We start from the raw sequence: 17,800 nt of genomic DNA on the forward strand, positions 1-17,800 counted from the left end.
CCGGCGTCAGTTGAACACCACGGTCCGGGTGCCATCCAGGAGCACCCGGTGCTCGGCGTGCCACTGGACCGCCTGGGCCAGCGTCCGGCCTTCCACATCGCGGCCCATCTGGACGAACTGGGCGGCCGTGCGGGCGTGGTCCACGCGGATGACTTCCTGCTCGATGATCGGCCCCTCATCCAGGTCCGCAGTGACGTAGTGGGCGGTGGCGCCGATGAGCTTCACACCGCGTGCGTGGGCCTGGTGGTAGGGCCTGGCGCCCTTGAAGGAGGGCAGGAACGAGTGGTGGATGTTGATGGCCTTGCCGTTCAATTCCCGGCAAAGATCGTTGGACAGCACCTGCATGTAGCGGGCCAGGACCGTCAGTTCCACATCGTGTTCGGTGATCAGCTTCAGCAGCTCCTCTTCGGCCTGGGGCTTGGTGTCGGCGGTCACCGGAATGTGGTGGAAGGGGATGCCGTAGAACCTGGCCAGTTCCTCGAGGTCGCGGTGGTTGGACACGATCGCGGGGACCTCGATGGGCAGGGTGCCTGCGCGCTGGGCGAACAGGAGGTCGTTGAGGCAGTGTGCGTCCTTGGAGCACATGATGATGGTGCGGACCTTCCGGCCTACCGGATTGACCTGCCACGTCATGCCGAACGACCCGGCAACCGGAAGCAGCGCGGCCTCCAGCGCCTGCTGGGGGCCCGACGTCGTTGCCTCCACGCGCATGAAAAAGTTACCTGTGGTGGGGCTTCCGTACTGTTGGGAATCGGCGATGTTGCATCCTGCCTCCAGGAGGGCTCCGGCGACGGCATGCACGATGCCGGGGCGGTCAGGGCAGGAAAGGGTCACAACAAATGCGGAGTCAGTCACACGCCCAAGCCTACCCGCGCGGCGTTGTTGTACTGTTAACGGGTCGCAACTGGCGTTGGGTGGACTACCACCAGGGAGCGGCAATCACGAAGACCACGGATCGTACGCCTGGGCCGAGGGTCATGTTTTACCGAATGCATGCAGAGTGACCGATGCCTCTTGTCATCGAGAGGACGCGGGAATGCTGCTGCCGGTAGCCTGACCTGTAGCACCTCCCATTCCCTAGCCAGGAGATTTCCGTGTCTACCACCACCACTTCAGCGTCTGTCAGCAACCAGCCGCTCGCTGAGCTCGATCCTGAAATCGCAGCAGTCCTCGACCAGGAGCTTGGCCGCCAGCGCGGCACCCTGGAAATGATCGCGTCCGAGAACTTCGCACCCCGCGCTGTCATGGAAGCCCAGGGCTCCGTCCTGACCAACAAGTACGCCGAGGGTTACCCGGGCAAGCGCTACTACGGCGGTTGCGAATACGTCGATGTTGCCGAGCAGCTCGCCATCGACCGCGTCAAGGCCCTGTTTGGTGCCGAATACGCCAACGTTCAGCCGCACTCCGGTGCACAGGCCAACGCCGCCGCACTGTCTGCCATGATCACCCCTGGCGACAAGATCCTCGGTCTCTCCCTGGCACACGGCGGTCACCTGACCCACGGCATGAAGCTCAACTTCTCCGGCAAGTTGTACGAAGTCGCTGCCTACCAGGTGGAAGAAGACACCTTCCGCGTGGACATGGACAAGCTCCGCGAGCAGGCCATCAAGGAGAAGCCGCAGGTCATCATCGCCGGCTGGTCCGCCTACCCGCGCCACCTGGACTTCGCTGCCTTCCGCTCGATCGCTGACGAGGTCGGCGCACTCCTCTGGACGGACATGGCACACTTCGCAGGCCTCGTCGCAGCCGGCCTGCACCCGAGCCCGGTCCCGCACTCCGACGTCGTGACCTCCACCGTGCACAAGACCCTCGCCGGCCCGCGTTCCGGCGTGATCCTGGCCAAGGAACAGTACGGCAAGAAGATCAACTCCAACGTGTTCCCGGGCCAGCAGGGCGGTCCGCTCATGCACGTGATCGCAGCGAAGGCCGTGGCCTTCAAGATCGCCGGCAGCGAGGAATTCAAGGAGCGCCAGGAGCGCGTCCTCGAAGGCGCCAAGATCATCGCCGACCGCCTCAACCAGCCGGACGTGGCCGAGGCCGGCGTTTCCGTCCTCACCGGCGGCACGGATGTCCACCTGGTCCTCGTTGACCTGTGCAACTCGCAGCTGGACGGCCAGCAGGCCGAAGACCTCCTGCACTCCGTGGGCATCACCGTGAACCGCAACGCTGTTCCGTTCGACCCGCGCCCGCCGATGGTCACCTCGGGCCTCCGCATCGGTACGCCTGCCCTGGCTACCCGTGGATTCGGTGCTGCCGAGTTCACCGAGGTTGCCGAGATCATCGCCACCGCACTGAAGTCCGGTTCCGCTACGGATGTGGAAGCCCTCCAGGCCCGCGTCGACAAGCTCGCCGCCGACTTCCCGCTCTACCCGCAGCACGAGCAGTGGTGAACGCAGCACAGATCCTTGATGGCAAGGCAACCGCCGCGGCCATCAAGGCAGAACTGACCGAACGCGTTGCCGTCCTCGCCGGCAAGGGAATTGTTCCTGGCCTGGGCACCATCCTGGTGGGCTCGGATCCCGGAAGCACCTGGTACGTCGGCGGAAAACACAAGGACTGCGCCGAGGTGGGCATCCAGTCCATCCGGCGCGACCTTCCCGAGGACATCACCCAGGACGAACTGCTCAAGGTGGTCCAGGAGCTCAACGGGAACCCGGAGTGCACCGGATACATCGTTCAGCTTCCGCTGCCCAAGCACATCGACCAGGACGCCATCCTGGAGGCCATGGATCCGGACAAGGACGCCGACGGCCTGCACCCCATGAACCTTGGCCGCCTGGTGGCCAACGTGAACGGTGAGATGAAGTCCCCGCTGCCCTGCACCCCCAAGGGCTGCGTGGAGTTGATGCGCCGCCACGGCATCGAGCTCAAGGGCAAGCGTGTCCTGGTGGTCGGCCGCGGCGTCACCATCGGACGGCCCATCGGCCTCCTGCTGACCCGCAAGGAAGTCAACGCAACCGTGGTCCTGGCACACACCGGAACGGTGGATCTTCCCGCCGAACTCCGGCAGGCCGACGTCGTAATTGCTGCTGCAGGCGTCCCGCACATGATCAAGGCTGAAGACCTCAAGCCGGGTGCAATCGTGCTCGACGTCGGCGTCAGCCGTGTGGACGACGGCAACGGCAAGGCAGTGGTCACCGGAGACGTGGACCCGGCTGCGGCGGACGTCGCCGCCTGGCTGTCCCCGAACCCGGGCGGCGTTGGGCCGATGACCCGCGCCATGCTGCTGGCCAACGTCGTGGAGTCCGCCGAGCGCCAGGCCGGTATCGCCTAGACACAACGCCGTTTCAACTGACTGGCAGCAGAGGTTGTTTTGAGCCCTCAGAACAACCACTGCTGCCGGTCAGTTGGGCAATTATCTGCAAGAGCCCTTTCACATATCGGTGGGCGCGATTAGTCTGCTGAGGGTGCACAGTGAAGCAACCAGCCCGGCAACGTCGCCAACACCCTCCGGAACGTCCCAGTCCAACGACGGCATGAACCCATCCACCGCCGTCATCAGCGCGCGCAACCTCACCAAGGCCTACGGCGACCTCACGGCCGTGGACAGCATCTCCTTCGATGTTCCGGCAGGGGAGTCCTTCGGGTTGCTCGGGCCCAACGGTGCCGGCAAGTCCACCACCATGAAGATGATCGGCGGCGTCTCGCAAAGGACGTCCGGAACGTTGAACATCATGGGCCTGGACCCGGAAACCCATGGCCCCGAAGTCCGTGCGCACCTGGGCGTGGTGCCGCAACAGGACAACCTCGACGAAGAACTGAAGGTCCGGGAAAACCTGATCGTCTACGGGCGCTATTTCGGTCTTCCCCTGAGCTACCTGCGCCCGAAAGCGGACGAACTCCTGGAATTCGCGCAGCTCACGGACAAAGCCAAATCCAAGGTGGACGCACTGTCCGGCGGGATGAAGCGTCGCCTGACCATTGCGCGATCCCTCATCAACGAACCCCGGATCCTCCTGCTGGATGAACCCACCACCGGCCTGGACCCGCAGGCCCGGCACATCCTCTGGGACCGGCTGTTCCGGCTCAAGGAAAGCGGCGTCACGCTGATCCTCACCACCCACTACATGGATGAGGCCGAACAACTCTGCGACCGGCTGATCGTGGTGGACAAGGGCCGGATCATGGCAGAAGGTTCGCCGGCCGGCTTGATCCGCGAGCACTCGTCGCGCGAAGTACTTGAGCTCAGGTTCGGCTCGGACAGGAACGGGACCATCGCCGTCGAGCTTCAAGGCATCGGCGAGAGGCTGGAGACGCTGCCGGACCGTGTCCTCATCTACACGCAGGACGGCGAGTCGGCCCTGGAACAGGTGACGGCCCGCGGGCTTCGCCCGTTGACCTCGCTGGTGCGCCGGTCCTCGCTGGAGGACGTGTTCCTCCGGCTGACGGGCAGGAGCCTCGTTGACTGAGCAACTGCCGGGCAGTAAAACCACGACGGCGGGACCTCCGCTGCGGGCGCACCCACCTGCCGTCTCGGCAGCCAGGGCGCGGCGGTGGGGCTCCTTCTTCTACGCCGAGCAGGTCCTGCGGGTGATGCGGAACTACGGCTGGTCCGTGGTGCTGTACAGCGTGGGGCAGCCGGTGGCCTACCTTTTCGCCATGGGGGTGGGGCTGGCCAGCCTGGTCGACGCCAACAGTGAGTCCCTCTTTGGCGGAGTGAGCTATCTGGAGTTCGTGGCCCCCGCGTTGCTGGTGTCCGCGGCAGTGATGACGGCCTCGGGTGAGTTTTCCTACCCGATCATGGACGGCTTCAAGTGGCGCCGGGTGTTCTACGGTCCCCATGCATCGCCGCTGGTCCCGCAGCAGATCGCGAGCGGCCACATCATGGCCAGCACCCTCAGGTTCCTTCTGCAATCGGTGGTGTACTTTGCCGTGGTGGCGATGTTCGGGGCATCTCCCGGCCCCTGGGGCTGGGTGTCCGCGATTGTTGCCACCGTGGCCGCATTGTCCTTCGGCCTGCCACTGATGGCATATGCCGCCAGCATCACGCAGGACAAGGGACAGTTCGCCCTGGTGCAACGGTTCATCGTGATGCCGCTGTTCCTCTTCTCGGGGACGTTCTTTCCGCTGGACACCCTGCCGTTTGCCGTCCGATGGATCGGCTGGTTGTCGCCGGTGTGGCATGGCACGGAACTGGGTCGCGTCTTCACGTACGGGATGGAGGAGAACCCGCTGGTGACCATCGTCCATGTGCTGTATCTCGTGGCCACCGCCGCTGGAGGCTGGCTCCTGGTGCGGCGCCAATTCGTCAGGAGGATGGGCTCATGAGCACCCTGACCGGTGGGCACAGCGCCACTGATGCGGCAAGGGAGCGGAAGTTCGGGTCGCTGTACTCGCGCAATGCCCGCGCGGTGGTGGGCCGGGGGCTTATGGCTGCGAGGTCCAGCACGTGGCTGGTGATGGTCTCCGGGTTCTTTGAGCCCGTCCTGTTCCTGCTGGCCATGGGGGTGGGCATGGGGTCGATCGTCGGAACCGTGCAGGGCCCGGGAGGCGGGGAAATCAGCTATGCCGCGTACATCGCGCCCGCATTGCTGGCTGTCTCGGCCATGAACGGCGCCATCTACGATTCCACGTGGAACGTGTTCTTCAAGATGAACTTCGCCAAGCTGTACCAGGGCATGCTGTACACCTCGCTGGGGCCTTTGGATGTGGCCATGGGGGAGATTTTCCTGGCCCTGCTCCGCGGGCTCCTGTACGCCACGGGCTTCACGGCGGTGATGGGTGTCATGGGACTGCTGACCTCATGGTGGGCCATCCTCGTGATTCCGGCGTCGGTGCTGATCGCTTTCGGCTTTGCGAGTTTCGGCATGGGGATCACCAGCTTCATGAAGACGTTCCAGCAAATGGACTGGATCAACTTCTTCCTGCTTCCCATGTTCCTGTTCAGCGCCACGTTCTACCCGCTCAGTGTCTATCCGCAGCCCATCCAATGGTTCATCCAGGCGCTGCCCCTCTGGCATGGGGTGGAGTTGCTGCGCCAGATCAGTGTGGGCTCGTTCAGCGGGGCCACGGCCATCCACGTGGGCTACTACCTGGTGATGATCACCCTGGGCATCATGCTGACCACCGGCAGGCTGCGGCAACTCTTCCTGAAGTGATGCCGGGTACCCGATGTTCGCCGTCCGTGGAAGCGTCAGGGGCAGGCCCGGGCGTTTGAGACAATAAACCCATGCAATCTCTCGGTGACCCGCACCCGTCCACGTCCGCTTCCGCCAAGGGTCCGTTCAAGGGCTTCCGCATCGGCGGCCTGGGGATGACCGTTGTCATCATTGCCTTCCTGGTGGCTGTTATTTTCGCGGCCAACCAGAACGATGTCGTGGGGTGGGTCGTGGCAGTCGTGGCCTTCGGCTGGCTTGCCTTGGCCACGTTCGTCGTGCTGAGCATCCGCAAGGCCGCGCAGCGGGCCGGGGCGAAGCTGAGCGAAGCGCAAGCTGCCTTCAACTCCGCAGCCGGCCGCGCGCCGTCGTCGAACGTTGCCGACCACGGCGGAACCCGCGTCGTTGCCGAGCGCAGCCAGGCCGACGAGGTTCGGGACCTCAAACTGGACCACTCCTTCAAGATCGTCCAGGTGCAGGTACGCGTGGTGGAGGAAGAGCGTGCCAAGGGCGCTGCAGCCAACCAGGACACCATCAACCGGGCGCTGGAAACCATCGCCATCACGTCCACCAATGCCCGCGACATGATCAAGTCTTCCGGAGGCTCCGACGAGCCCGTGGCCGGAACCATCATCGACTAGAGTAGAGCGGGTGAGTACGGCATTGAAGAAGGATTTCCTTCGCATCGCATCAGTCAACGTCAACGGCCTGAGGGCTGCCTACAAAAAGGGCATGGCGGAGTGGCTCGAGCCGCGCGAAGTCGACATCCTTTGCCTGCAGGAAGTCCGTGCTCCTGACGCAATCGTGAACTCGTTGATCGGCGAGGGCTGGTACATCCTCCACGCCGAGGCGGAGGCCAAGGGCCGTGCGGGGGTGGCCATCGCATCCCGCCAGGAGCCCACGGCAACCCGGGTGGGCAACGGGGACGCCTACTTCGATACGTCCGGCCGCTGGGTCGAGGCGGATTTCCTGGTGCACAACTCCGCTGGAGAAGCTACTACGCTCACTGCCGTCAGCGCGTATGTCCACTCAGGTGAAGCAGGCACGCCCAAGCAGGATGACAAGTACCGTTTCCTGGATGCCATGACCACACGCCTGCCTGAGCTGGCCAAGCACAGCGACCACGCCCTGGTGGTGGGCGACCTCAACGTGGGGCACACGGAGCTGGACATCAAGAACTGGAAGGGCAACGTCAAGCGTGCCGGCTTCCTGCCTGAGGAGCGTGCGTACTTCGACCGCTTCTTTGGCGACGAGATTGGATGGAGGGATGTCCACAGGGGCCTGGCAGGTAATGTCGCCGGCCCCTACACCTGGTGGTCCCAGCGCGGAAAAGCCTTTGACACCGACACTGGCTGGCGCATCGACTACCACCTGGCCACCCCGGCACTCGCCGCCGCCGCTTTCTCGGCCGTGGTTGACCGGGCGCCTTCGTGGGACACCCGCTTCTCTGACCACGCACCGGTGGTCGTTGACTACCGGCTCTAAGCTTGACGAAAGTACCTACCTCCATGACTACTGCTGAAACAGACGCTGCCGTACTGCCCGCCGTCTCCACCTTGCCCGCAGCCGGTGCCAAGCACCGCGTGCTCTCCGGCATGCAGCCGTCCGCCGACTCCCTGCACCTGGGCAACTACCTCGGGGCACTGGTCAACTGGGTCCGTATGCAGGACGAGTACGACGCCGTTTTCTTCATCCCGGACCTGCACGCCATCACGGTGCCGCAGGACCCCGCTGAGCTGGCCCGCCGCACCCGCGTCACCGCTGCCCAGTACATTGCCGGTGGCGTTGACGTGGAGAAGTGCACGCTGTTTGTCCAGTCGCAGGTTCCGGAGCACGCCCAACTGGCCTGGGTGCTCAACTGCATTACGGGCATGGGTGAGGCCGGCCGCATGACCCAGTTCAAGGACAAGGCGCAGAAGCAGGGCTCGGACCACGCCAGCGTTGGGCTGTTCACGTACCCGATCCTCCAGGCCGCAGATATCCTGCTGTACCAGCCGCACGGCGTCCCGGTGGGTGAAGACCAGCGCCAGCATGTGGAACTGAGCAGGGACCTTGCCAACCGTTTCAACAGCCGGTTCGGCCAGACGTTCCAGGTGCCGGAGGCCTTCATCCAGAAGGAATCCGCCAAGATCTACGATCTCCAGAACCCCACGGCCAAGATGTCCAAGTCCGCCGAGTCGCCGGCCGGTCTCATCAACCTGCTCGATGACCCCAAGACCGTGGCCAAGAGGATCAAGTCCGCTGTGACGGACACTGAGACCGAGATCCGCTACGACCGCGAGAACAAGCCCGGCGTCTCCAATCTGCTCACCATCTACTCGGCCATCAGCGGAAGTCCGGTGGAGAAGATCGTGGCGGACTACCAGGGCAAGATGTACGGGCACCTGAAGGTTGACCTGGCAGAGCTCGTATCCGGACACCTGGCACCCATCCGGGAGCGGGCCAACGAGCTCCTGGCAGATCCGGCAGAGCTCGACCGGCTCCTGGCCCACGGGGCGGACAAAGCCCGTGACATCGCCTCGGCCACCTTGGCCGACGTGTACTCCAAGGTCGGTTTCCTGCCGTACCGCGGAACCGCAAGCCCCAGCGAGCAGGGAGTCCGCTAAGTCCATGTGCGCCGCTGGCCAGATCAACGTCAAGACCGGAACCCTGCCAGGTTCCGGTCCGGACGAATCGCGCCGGCCTGCTGTCACCGGCACCGACTGTGGCGCCGGTGACACCCTGTGCGTTGGAGTGATTCTGGGCTTCCCGCCGGAGATCGCCAAGGAGCTCCAGGAATGGCGCGCTTCCTTTGGTGATCCCATGGCCGAGGTCATTCCGGCGCACATCACCCTGATCACCACCACCCCCACCAAGGACTGGGCCGCTACCCGGGACCACGTCAGGGCCGTCGCCCGTGCACAGAAGCCCTTCACCATCACCATCTCCGGCACCGGGTCCTTCCGGCCTGTGTCACCAGTGGTGTTCGTCAACGTGGAGGAGGGCTTTGAAGAGTGCGTGCAGTTGCACGAAAAACTTCAGACCGGCCCCTTGGAGCGGTTACTTCCTTTCCCGTACCACCCGCATGTGACCGTGGCGCACGACGTCGCCCAGGAAAACCTTGACGAGGCCGAAACGGTCCTAAGAGATTACCGGGCCACCTTTCCTGTGGTTAGCATGGGACTCTACGAGCACGACACCAATGGAATTTGGCAGCTACGGGAAGAGCTCGACTTTGGCGGGAACACTGACGAAACGAAGCAGGCGGAACCAACGTCCTCAAGCGGACAGTCCTCCGCTGCCCATTGAGCTGGCAAAGCTCAAACTCCAGCTGCTCCACAAACGCCAGGAATGGGGCCAGGCCAAAAGAGCCGGTGCCGGCTTGCCGCAAAAGGCGGGCGCGTTCTTTGCCCTGTTCATGGCCAGGCTCAATACCAACCGGGCCATGCGTTCCTTCCAGCACTACAGCAGGCAACACGGTCCGCTGCTGAGCGCCGGTATCGGCTTCAACATGTTTTTCTCCGTTACTGGTCTCCTCACCACAGGGTTTGCGGTCGCGGGCATTGTGTTGGGTGGCAATCCGGTCCTGACCGACGCTGTGATCCGGAGCGTCGCCTCGGCAGCCCCTGGGCTGCTGCAGGTGGATGGCCGGGATGGCCTGGTGGATCCGCAGACGCTTTTGAACCCGTCGGGACTTGGCTGGACGGCGGTCATCGCAGCGGTAGTCACCATCTACACCTCCCTGGGGTGGATAGCGAGCGTGCGCGAGGGGGTCCGCGGCGTCATGGACGCCGACCCCCTGCAGCGCAGCCCCATTCTGCAGAAGCTGGTCGATGCCGGAACGCTGTTGCTCCTGGGCGTCATCCTCGTAGTCAGCGCCGGCGCCTCCCTGGTGTTCGGCACTGCTGCGGACGTGCTGTTTGATTTCCTTCGGCTCGACGAGGCCGTGGCGGCCCCGGTGGCGGCCGTCGTCAAGATCGTCGTCCCCCTCCTGCTCAACTGCGCGACGGCGGCAGTCCTGTTCCGCATCGCCGGTGGCCTTAAGCTGGGGCGACAACCCTTCCTGGAGGGTGTGGTGCTTGCCGGCGTGGGCACCACGGTCCTGCAGATCTTCAGCACGGAATTGTTGGCCCGGGCAGGCAACAACCCGGTCCTGGCATCGTTCGCGATCATCATCGGGCTGCTGATCTGGTTCAACCTGGTGAGCCAGGTCTACCTGGTATCGGCTTCCTGGGCCGCCATCCGGGAAGCTGACCTGAAGGCCGGGGAGAGTCCGCGGAAGAAGTTCCTCGGCTCACGCCGTGCCACGCCCCAAACCTGACAGATCCCCTCGCACGGAGGCGCCATGAACAACCAACTGTGGATCGCCTGCCTCCTGGGGGCAGCGGCCGGGTTGATCGTGGGCCAGCTGATCTTCGAGTCACCCTTCGCGGGGATTCTGGTGGGGCTCGGGCTCGGGGCGCTGGTGGGCGCGGCAACTGGACCCCGGCGTGAATGACCTCGCAGCCGAATCAGGGGGCGGACACCAGCCCTTCCCACGCCACGGTCCAGTCCGCAGGAAATCCGGGAGCATGGCGCGAGGGTCCGTTGTCCCAGCCGGCTGCCATGAGGGCTACGGCGGCCAGCAGTCCGCCATTGCCCGGAAGGTACAGGGGCAGCGAATCCGTTTGCCGGTTGTGCCCGTTCGGCAGGACGGTGTTCTTTCCAGCGTCGAGCAGGAGCGCATTGACTGCGGCCTGGGGATCTTCCAGACGTGCGGCTGTCATGGCCATGACAGGGTAGTCCCAGCCCCAGGTGCTGTCCCAGTCCCAATCCGCCAGCACTCCTGACAGTGTTGCCCGCATGATGTCCGGATCAATCACGTCCGTCCGCGGCAGCAGGCCCAGCGCGCACAGCATGGATGGATGGTCGGTGCGGATGGTGAAGGGCTCGACGTCGATGGCGGCATAGACTCCGTCCATCACCCGGGGTTCCACCATTCCGGCGGCCACGTCCTGCCAGGCGGCCACAGGCTCCAGGTCCAGCCTCTTCCGCCATTCCGACGCGATGGTCAGGGCCCACTGCCAGTAGGCCAGTTCGAAGGTCGGGTTGCTGACCCTGCTGCGGATGGAGCCGTAGCTCTCCTGCGCCGGAACCAGCGGGGGGCCGAGCTCAAAACCGCGCTGCGTTCGGTGGGCAAAGCCGGCCATGAATGCCGCAGACTCGAAGACGATCTCGGCGAACTCTTCCAGGACCTCACGCCCGGGGCTGGCCCGGTACAGCAGTTCAGCGAGATAGATCGGGTGCGGCTGCTGCCAGATGAGGAACGTCCCGATCGTGCTGGGGCTTTCCCTCCCGTCGGGTCCCACCTGCTTGGGCCAGCGCACTCCATCGAAGCCCTGCGCCTTGGCGGTTTGGCGGGACGTTTCCAGGACTGTTGAGTACCACCTGAGCGAGGGCAACAGAAGCTCCGGCCTGTTCCACTGGGCGAAGTGCGCGGCATGCCACCAGTGCATCTCCAGGTGGAACCGGCCGCGCCAGGAGTTGCACACCAACCCGGTTTCCTGAGGCGGCAACGAGCCCGAGCAGTTGATGGCGGTCAGGTACTGCGACAGGACAATACGCCGCTCCAGTTCCTTGGCCCGCGGATCATTGGTGGCATCAAGCTCGATCGCTCCGCCCGAGCGCCAGAACCCCGGCCAGTACGCTGCCGACGCTGCCGCGACACTGCTTCCGGCGCCCTGTTCCGTTGAAGGCACGACGCCGGAATCCGGTTCCGTTCCCAGGCTCACCAGGGGCGCGGCCCGTCCAGGCCTGTTGTTGCCCCGCGGAATGCAGTCACCGTCTCCGGAGGACAGGAAGGCGAGGGAGAGGTCGAGGGTGCCGGATGGCTGTCCCGGTCCGATCCGGAGTGAATGCCGGGCTGTCTGCTCCACGTCCAGGCCCCGGCCCGTGACGATCACGGCATAGCGGGAGTCATCAAGTTCCCGGTCCACAACCCAGCTCGGGGTGTCCTGCAGTCTGGCGTCGGCCGGCAGATTGAGCCGGGTGCTGTGCGCCTCCGGCTTGGTCCAGTCGGCGGCGTCATGCCACGCTTCCGAGCCGTACGGGAAGTCGACGCCGATCACCAGGCCCTTGCCGAGCGCCGGCGACTCGACGCGGAGGCCGAGCTCATCGCGGTCGGGGTGGCACGCCGTCGTGACTTTCACGGGGTGACCGGCCACTGCGAAGCTGCTGGTCACCACGCCGGACCAGAGGTCCAGGATCTGCTCCGTCCCGCTGATCTCCGAGGGTGTGAGGGCATGATCCTGACCGTCCTCCACCCAACGAAATCCGATCCGCGCCAGGTCCAGGCGGTGCGGGTTTGCCCGTAACCAGGTTTCGGCGTCGGACGTGTCGGTCTCCCGGTCGTTGACGATCTCGCCCACCATGTCCACGTAGGGTACGGGTCCGCGGGGCGAGTCGTACATGACGGTGGAGCCTGCGAGCCCGTAGGGGGTTCCCGCCGGAACGGAGTGCCAGCCCCACTGCGCTTGCGTGCCAAGGAGCGTTCCGGGTGCCCGGTCATCACGTGCACCCACGGGGTAGGAAGCGGGGAACGTCTGGAGGCCGGTGAGATCCATGGTGAAGGCAAATTCGCCGTTGCCCACCGATACAGGACTGCGCGGATCCAGCTTGTGTTGCCGTACGTTGTGTCGCCTGGCCAGTGCCTCGCGATCAATCGGTAGCCGGGAGTGGTTCATGTCATCCTTCGCTGGGGGCCGCACCGGGTAATAGTTCACATTCAGAACTATTGACGGATACTACAGCACTTGATACGTTTCAGGAACCGTTTTCTGAGTCTGAAAGAAGCTTACCCAATGACGCGTAAATCTCTCCGTACCTTCCGCAGATCACTGGCCCTCGTGGCCGTTGCAGGGATGCTTGGCATGGCCACAGCCTGTGGCGGCAGCGACGCAGGCCAGTCCCAGGACGGCCCCGTCGAAATCCGCTTCAGCTGGTGGGGCAACGCCGGCCGGGCCGAACTGACTACCAAGGCAATCCAGGAATTCGAGGCAGCCAACCCTGACATCAAGGTCAAACCCGAATACGGCGACATCAGCGGCTATTTCGACAAGTTGGCCACCCAGGTAGCCGCCAACGACGCTCCAGACGTCATCACCATGGGCGGCGCCTACCCGGCTGAGTACGCCAACCGCGGCGCTTTGTTGGACTTGTCCAAGGCCGGCAGCGCACTTGACCTGTCCAAGCTGGACCAGGGTGCGTTGGAAAACGGCCAGGTCAAGGGCACCCAGTACGGCGTCTCCACCGGGGCCAACGCACTGGCGATCGTCGTGAACCCCGCAGTTTTCCAGGCTGCCGGCGTCTCGCTTCCGGATGACAGCACGTGGACCTGGGACGACTTCGCCCGCATTGCCGGCGACATCACGTCCAAGAGCCCCAAGGGGACCTATGGAACGGCTACTGTACTGACCCACGATTCCCTGGACGCTTTCGCCCGCCAGCGGGGGGAGTCGCTGTACACCCAGGACGGTGAACTGGGACTGGGAAAGGACACGGTCAAGGAGTACTTCGACTTCTCCGTCAAGCTGAGTGAATCAGGCGCAGCCCCCAGTGCCTCGGAGACAGTGGAGAAGCTCAACGTCAGCACCGAGCAGACACTCATGGGTATGGGCCAGGCGGGCATGATGCTCACCTGGAGCAATTCCCTCTCCGCCCTCAGCAAGGCCTCCGGCGCCGAACTCAAGCTCCTGAAGCTCCCTGGCGAGAAGCCGACGCCCGGTATCTGGCTGCAGTCGTCCCAGTTCTACACGATTTCCGCGCGGAGCAAGCACACCGAGGCAGCTGCCAAACTGGTCAATTTCCTGGTGAACAACGAGTCCGCGGCCAAGATCATCCAGAGCGACCGCGGCGTCCCGAGCAACGCCGGCATGCGGACGGCCATCCAGGACCTGCTGACCCCCACAGGCAAGGTTGAAGCCGAATACATTGACCAGATTGGCAAGATGGACTTCGCGCCGACCTACATCGGACCCACGGGCTCAACGGCCGTCTCGGAAATCACGGCGCGCATCAACACCGAGGTCCTCTTCAAGCGACTCTCGCCGGAGAAAGCGGCCGAGCAGTGGCTCAGCGAAAGCAAGGCCGCCATCGGCAAGTAGCCCACTCCACCACACCCAACTGGGTCGCATTTGTGCGCGTTTTGAGCCCTCAAAACGCGCACAAATGCGACCCAGTTGGGTGAGGCCGGTCCTGTTAGGCGGGGTCGCTGGTCGCCAAGTACGGATCCGCCCACGCGCCGATGATGCGTGCCACGCGCGCCGCCTGGCCCTTCCCTGTGAGCAGATGTTCGCTGCCCTCCAGCGAAATGAAGCTGCGGGGATGCCGGGCGGTGCGGAAGATCTCACTGGCGTTGTCGATGCCCACGGTGTTGTCGGTAGGGGAGTGCATCACCATCAGGGGGCGGTGGAGGGTCCGGATGCAGTCCCGAAGATCCGCGCGTTCCACGTCCTCCACGAAATGCCGGCGGATCTCCATGGGCCGCCCGCCCAGGTCCACCACCGCACTGCCATCACGCAGGATCGAATCGATCTCGGCGTCGAACATGTGCTCCACATGCTTGGGTTCGTAGGGCGCGCCCACTGTCACCACGGCCTTCACCTCGGGAAGGTCGCGGGCCGCGGCCAGCACGGCCGCGCCGCCGAACGAATGTCCCACGATCAGGGAGACCGCCCGGCCCTGCTCCTGCATGAAGCCCGCCGCCCGGATGGTGTCGGCTACCTTCACGCTGAAGGAACCTGCCGACCACTCGCCCTCCGAGCCGCCCAGGCCCAGGTTGTCGAACCGCAGCATGCCCACGCCCTGGTCGGCGAGCCCCTTGCAGATCCGCGACGCGGCCGGGCTGTCCTTGCCCAGCGTCAGTCCGTGGGAGTACAGGCCCCAGCCCCGGATGTCTCCTTCGGGCACATCCACAATGCCTGCCAGGACATCGCCCGTGCTTCCTGTGAAGGTAATCTTTTCGGATCGTGACACGCTGCTGGTCTCCTTGGGGATGGCGGTGGTTGCGGCAGTGGATTAACGACGACGGCGCCGGTCACCAGCAGTGGTGAGCGGCGCCGTCGTCGTGCTGTTCCTCAGGGAACGGCGACTAGATCTTGCGGGACAGGATGGCCTGCTTGACCTCGGCGATGGCCTTGGTCACCTGGATGCCACGCGGGCAAGCCTCGGAGCAGTTGAAGGTGGTGCGGCAGCGCCACACGCCTTCTTTGTCGTTGAGGATTTCAAGGCGCATGTCGCCCGCATCATCACGGGAGTCGAAGATGAAGCGGTGTGCGTTGACGATGGCTGCCGGGCCGAAGTATTGGCCATCGGTCCAGAAGACCGGGCAGGACGAGGTGCAGGCAGCGCAGAGGATGCACTTGGTGGTGTCGTCAAAGCGCTCACGGTCCTCAACGGACTGCAGGCGTTCCTTGGTGGGCTCGTGGCCCTTGTTGATCAGGAACGGCATGACTTCACGGAAGGACTGGAAGAACGGCTCCATGTCCACAATCAAGTCCTTCTCCACCGGAAGGCCCTTGATGGGCTCAACGGTGATGGGCTTGGTGGTGTCGAGGTCCTTCAGGAGGGTCTTGCACGCAAGGCGGTTGCGGCCGTTGATGCGCATGGCATCCGAACCACATACACCGTGGGCGCAGGAGCGGCGGAATGAAACCGTGCCGTCGATTTCCCACTTGACCTTGTGCAAGGCGTCCAGCACGCGGTCCGTGCCGTACATGGTCAGCTTGTAGTCGTCCCAGCGGGCTTCGTCGGAGATCTCTGGATCATACCGGCGGACACGCAGCGTGATGTGGAACGTGGGGATCTCACCGTCGCCGGCAACGCTGGCGGGCAGCTCGATCTTGGAAGCGGGCTCTGCCATTTCGGTGGTCATTAGTACTTACGCTCCATCGGCTCGTAACGGGTGAAGACAACGGGCTTCGTCTCGAGACGGATGCCCGCAACGGACTCGGCAGACGAGTCGGCGGTGACGGTGTTGTCCAGGTAAGCCATGGAGTGCTTCATGAACTTCTCGTCGTCGCGGTCCGGGAAGTCTTCGCGGTAGTGGCCACCACGGGACTCTTCACGGTGGAGTGCACCAACGGTCATGACCTTTGCCATGTCGAGCAGGAAGCCAAGTTCCACGGCTTCCAGGAGGTCCAGGTTGAAGCGCTTGCCCTTGTCCTGGACGGTGACGTTCTTGTAGCGCTCTTCGAAGGAAGCGATGTCGCTCAGGACCTGCTGCAGCGACTCCTTGGTACGGAACACCTGCATGTTGGCGTCCATGGTGTCCTGCAGTTCCTTGCGGATCTGGGCTACGCGCTCGGTGCCCGTGCCGTTGAGCAGGCTGTCCAGGATGCCGCGGGTCATGCCCTCAGGGTTCTCCGGGAGCTCAACGTAGCCGGCAGTCTTGGCGTATTCGGCCGCAGCGATGCCTGCGCGCTTGCCGAACACGTTGATGTCCAGCAGCGAGTTGGTGCCAAGTCGGTTCGATCCATGCACGGAAACACAGGCAACCTCGCCGGCAGCGAAGAGGCCGGGGACAACGGTGTCGTTGTCCTGGAGGACCTCGGTGGCGATGTTGGTGGGGATGCCGCCCATGGCGTAGTGGGCCGTGGGGAACACCGGCACGGGGTCGGTGAAGGGCTCTACGCCGAGGTACGTACGGGCAAACTCGGTGATGTCCGGGAGCTTGGCTTCGATGTGCTCCGGCTCCAGGTGCGTGAGGTCCAGGAGGACGTAGTCCTTGTTCGGACCGCACCCGCGGCCTTCGCGGACCTCGTTGGCCATGGCGCGGGCCACGATGTCACGGGGTGCGAGGTCCTTGATGGTGGGGGCGTAACGCTCCATGAAGCGTTCGCCGTCGGAGTTACGGAGGATGGCGCCTTCACCGCGTGCACCCTCGGTGAGGAGGATGCCCAGGCCGGCCAGGCCGGTCGGGTGGAACTGGAAGAACTCCATGTCCTCCAGCGGGATACCGCGGCGGAAAGCGATGCCCATGCCGTCACCGGTAAGGGTGTGGGCGTTGGAGGTGGTCTTGAAGACCTTGCCCGCACCGCCGGAGGCGAAGACCACGGACTTGGCCTGGAACACGTGGAGTTCGCCGGAAGCGAGGTCGTAGGAGACCACGCCGGCAACACGCTTCTGCTTGTACGTGGTTCCGTCTTCGCGGACGGCGTCCTCTTCAACCAGCAGGAGGTCAAGGACGTAGTACTCGTTGTAGAACTCGACGTTGTGCTTGACGCAGTTTTGGTACAGCGTCTGCAGGATCATGTGGCCGGTACGGTCGGCGGCGTAGCAGGCACGGCGAACCGGAGCCTTGCCGTGGTCACGGGTGTGGCCACCGAAACGGCGCTGGTCGATGCGGCCTTCGGGCGTGCGGTTGAAGGGCAAACCCATCTTTTCCAGGTCCAGCACGGCGTCGATGGCTTCCTTGGCCATGACTTCGGCTGCGTCCTGGTCAACCAGGTAGTCGCCACCCTTGATGGTGTCGAACGTGTGCCATTCCCAGTTGTCTTCCTCGACATTGGCAAGCGCTGCACACATGCCGCCCTGGGCTGCACCGGTGTGGGAACGGGTGGGGTAGAGCTTGGTCAGTACCGCGGTGCGTGCGCGCTGACCGGACTCGATCGCGGCGCGCATGCCGGCGCCACCGGCACCGACAATGACGACGTCGTACTTATGGACCTGCATACTGGATGCTCTCTCTT

Annotated in this window: 17 protein-coding genes and 1 riboswitch; of the genes, 12 read left to right on the forward strand and 5 right to left on the reverse strand. The window is 64.3% G+C overall.

What is annotated here, in order from left to right:
* Nucleotides 1-6 precede the first annotated feature (6 nt).
* Nucleotides 7-855: a formyltetrahydrofolate deformylase gene (gene purU / locus ACPFL9_RS06165; RefSeq protein WP_426006427.1), complete on the reverse strand. Its 849-nt coding sequence runs from the start codon at nucleotides 853-855 to the stop codon at nucleotides 7-9.
* 35 nt (nucleotides 856-890) lie between these two features.
* Nucleotides 891-976, forward strand: a riboswitch (ZMP/ZTP riboswitch).
* A 118-nt stretch (nucleotides 977-1,094) separates the two neighbouring features.
* Between purU and glyA the strand changes: the two genes are divergently transcribed.
* From glyA to ACPFL9_RS06220, 11 genes are all read left to right on the forward strand, one after another.
* The gene (glyA, locus tag ACPFL9_RS06170) at nucleotides 1,095-2,390 is read left to right on the forward strand and encodes a serine hydroxymethyltransferase (protein ID WP_426006428.1); all 1,296 of its coding nucleotides are present in this window, start codon (nucleotides 1,095-1,097) and stop codon (nucleotides 2,388-2,390) included.
* Nucleotides 2,384-3,274, forward strand: a complete 891-nt coding sequence (locus ACPFL9_RS06175) for a bifunctional methylenetetrahydrofolate dehydrogenase/methenyltetrahydrofolate cyclohydrolase (protein WP_426006430.1) — start codon at nucleotides 2,384-2,386, stop codon at nucleotides 3,272-3,274. The genes glyA and ACPFL9_RS06175 overlap by 7 nt, the downstream gene beginning before the upstream one ends.
* Nucleotides 3,275-3,476: 202 nt before the next feature.
* Entirely contained in the window at nucleotides 3,477-4,409 is a 933-nt protein-coding gene (locus tag ACPFL9_RS06180; protein ID WP_426007498.1) for an ABC transporter ATP-binding protein, read from the forward strand.
* Nucleotides 4,402-5,268: an ABC transporter permease gene (locus ACPFL9_RS06185; RefSeq protein WP_426006431.1), complete on the forward strand. Its 867-nt coding sequence runs from the start codon at nucleotides 4,402-4,404 to the stop codon at nucleotides 5,266-5,268. The genes ACPFL9_RS06180 and ACPFL9_RS06185 overlap by 8 nt, the downstream gene beginning before the upstream one ends.
* Nucleotides 5,265-6,098, forward strand: a complete 834-nt coding sequence (locus tag ACPFL9_RS06190; RefSeq protein WP_426006432.1) for an ABC transporter permease — start codon at nucleotides 5,265-5,267, stop codon at nucleotides 6,096-6,098. The genes ACPFL9_RS06185 and ACPFL9_RS06190 overlap by 4 nt, the downstream gene beginning before the upstream one ends.
* 71 nt (nucleotides 6,099-6,169) lie before the next feature.
* On the forward strand, nucleotides 6,170-6,736 hold the full coding sequence (locus ACPFL9_RS06195) for a hypothetical protein (protein WP_426006433.1): 567 nt from the start codon (nucleotides 6,170-6,172) through the stop codon (nucleotides 6,734-6,736).
* Nucleotides 6,737-6,746: 10 nt separating this feature from the next.
* Nucleotides 6,747-7,580 carry an exodeoxyribonuclease III gene (locus ACPFL9_RS06200; protein ID WP_426006434.1) on the forward strand — a complete coding sequence of 278 codons (834 nt, stop codon included), beginning with the start codon at nucleotides 6,747-6,749 and terminating at the stop codon, nucleotides 7,578-7,580.
* Nucleotides 7,581-7,603: 23 nt separating this feature from the next.
* A complete protein-coding gene (gene trpS / locus ACPFL9_RS06205) occupies nucleotides 7,604-8,701 on the forward strand; it encodes a tryptophan--tRNA ligase (protein WP_426006435.1) in 1,098 nt (365 codons plus the stop codon).
* A gap of 4 nt (nucleotides 8,702-8,705) precedes the next feature.
* Nucleotides 8,706-9,383: a 2'-5' RNA ligase family protein gene (locus ACPFL9_RS06210; RefSeq protein ID WP_426006436.1), complete on the forward strand. Its 678-nt coding sequence runs from the start codon at nucleotides 8,706-8,708 to the stop codon at nucleotides 9,381-9,383.
* The gene (locus ACPFL9_RS06215) at nucleotides 9,310-10,395 is read left to right on the forward strand and encodes a YihY/virulence factor BrkB family protein (protein ID WP_426006437.1); all 1,086 of its coding nucleotides are present in this window, start codon (nucleotides 9,310-9,312) and stop codon (nucleotides 10,393-10,395) included. The genes ACPFL9_RS06210 and ACPFL9_RS06215 overlap by 74 nt, the downstream gene beginning before the upstream one ends.
* Nucleotides 10,396-10,419: 24 nt before the next feature.
* Entirely contained in the window at nucleotides 10,420-10,572 is a 153-nt protein-coding gene (locus ACPFL9_RS06220) for a hypothetical protein (RefSeq protein ID WP_426006438.1), read from the forward strand.
* A gap of 13 nt (nucleotides 10,573-10,585) precedes the next feature.
* Here ACPFL9_RS06220 and ACPFL9_RS06225 read toward each other — a convergent pair whose 3' ends face one another.
* Nucleotides 10,586-12,796 (reverse strand): hypothetical protein, encoded by a 2,211-nt coding sequence (locus tag ACPFL9_RS06225; RefSeq protein WP_426006439.1) that lies wholly within the window; start codon nucleotides 12,794-12,796, stop codon nucleotides 10,586-10,588.
* 117 nt (nucleotides 12,797-12,913) lie between these two features.
* On the opposite strand from ACPFL9_RS06225, the gene ACPFL9_RS06230 reads away from it, so the two are divergent.
* Nucleotides 12,914-14,215: an ABC transporter substrate-binding protein gene (locus ACPFL9_RS06230; RefSeq protein ID WP_426006440.1), complete on the forward strand. Its 1,302-nt coding sequence runs from the start codon at nucleotides 12,914-12,916 to the stop codon at nucleotides 14,213-14,215.
* Between the two features lie 94 nt (nucleotides 14,216-14,309).
* Here the strand turns inward: ACPFL9_RS06230 and ACPFL9_RS06235 are convergent, their stop codons facing one another.
* The 3 genes from ACPFL9_RS06235 to sdhA form a co-directional block, all read right to left on the reverse strand.
* A complete protein-coding gene (locus ACPFL9_RS06235) occupies nucleotides 14,310-15,086 on the reverse strand; it encodes an alpha/beta hydrolase (RefSeq protein ID WP_426006441.1) in 777 nt (258 codons plus the stop codon).
* Between the two features lie 115 nt (nucleotides 15,087-15,201).
* Complete coding sequence (locus ACPFL9_RS06240) at nucleotides 15,202-15,984, reverse strand: succinate dehydrogenase iron-sulfur subunit (RefSeq protein ID WP_347110268.1); 783 nt, start codon at nucleotides 15,982-15,984, stop codon at nucleotides 15,202-15,204.
* Nucleotides 15,984-17,783, reverse strand: a complete 1,800-nt coding sequence (sdhA, locus tag ACPFL9_RS06245) for a succinate dehydrogenase flavoprotein subunit (RefSeq protein ID WP_426006443.1) — start codon at nucleotides 17,781-17,783, stop codon at nucleotides 15,984-15,986. The genes ACPFL9_RS06240 and sdhA overlap by 1 nt, the downstream gene beginning before the upstream one ends.
* Nucleotides 17,784-17,800: the final 17 nt, after the last annotated feature.

It is taken from the genome of Paenarthrobacter sp. NyZ202 (genome assembly GCF_049860755.1).
Taxonomy (GTDB): domain Bacteria; phylum Actinomycetota; class Actinomycetes; order Actinomycetales; family Micrococcaceae; genus Arthrobacter.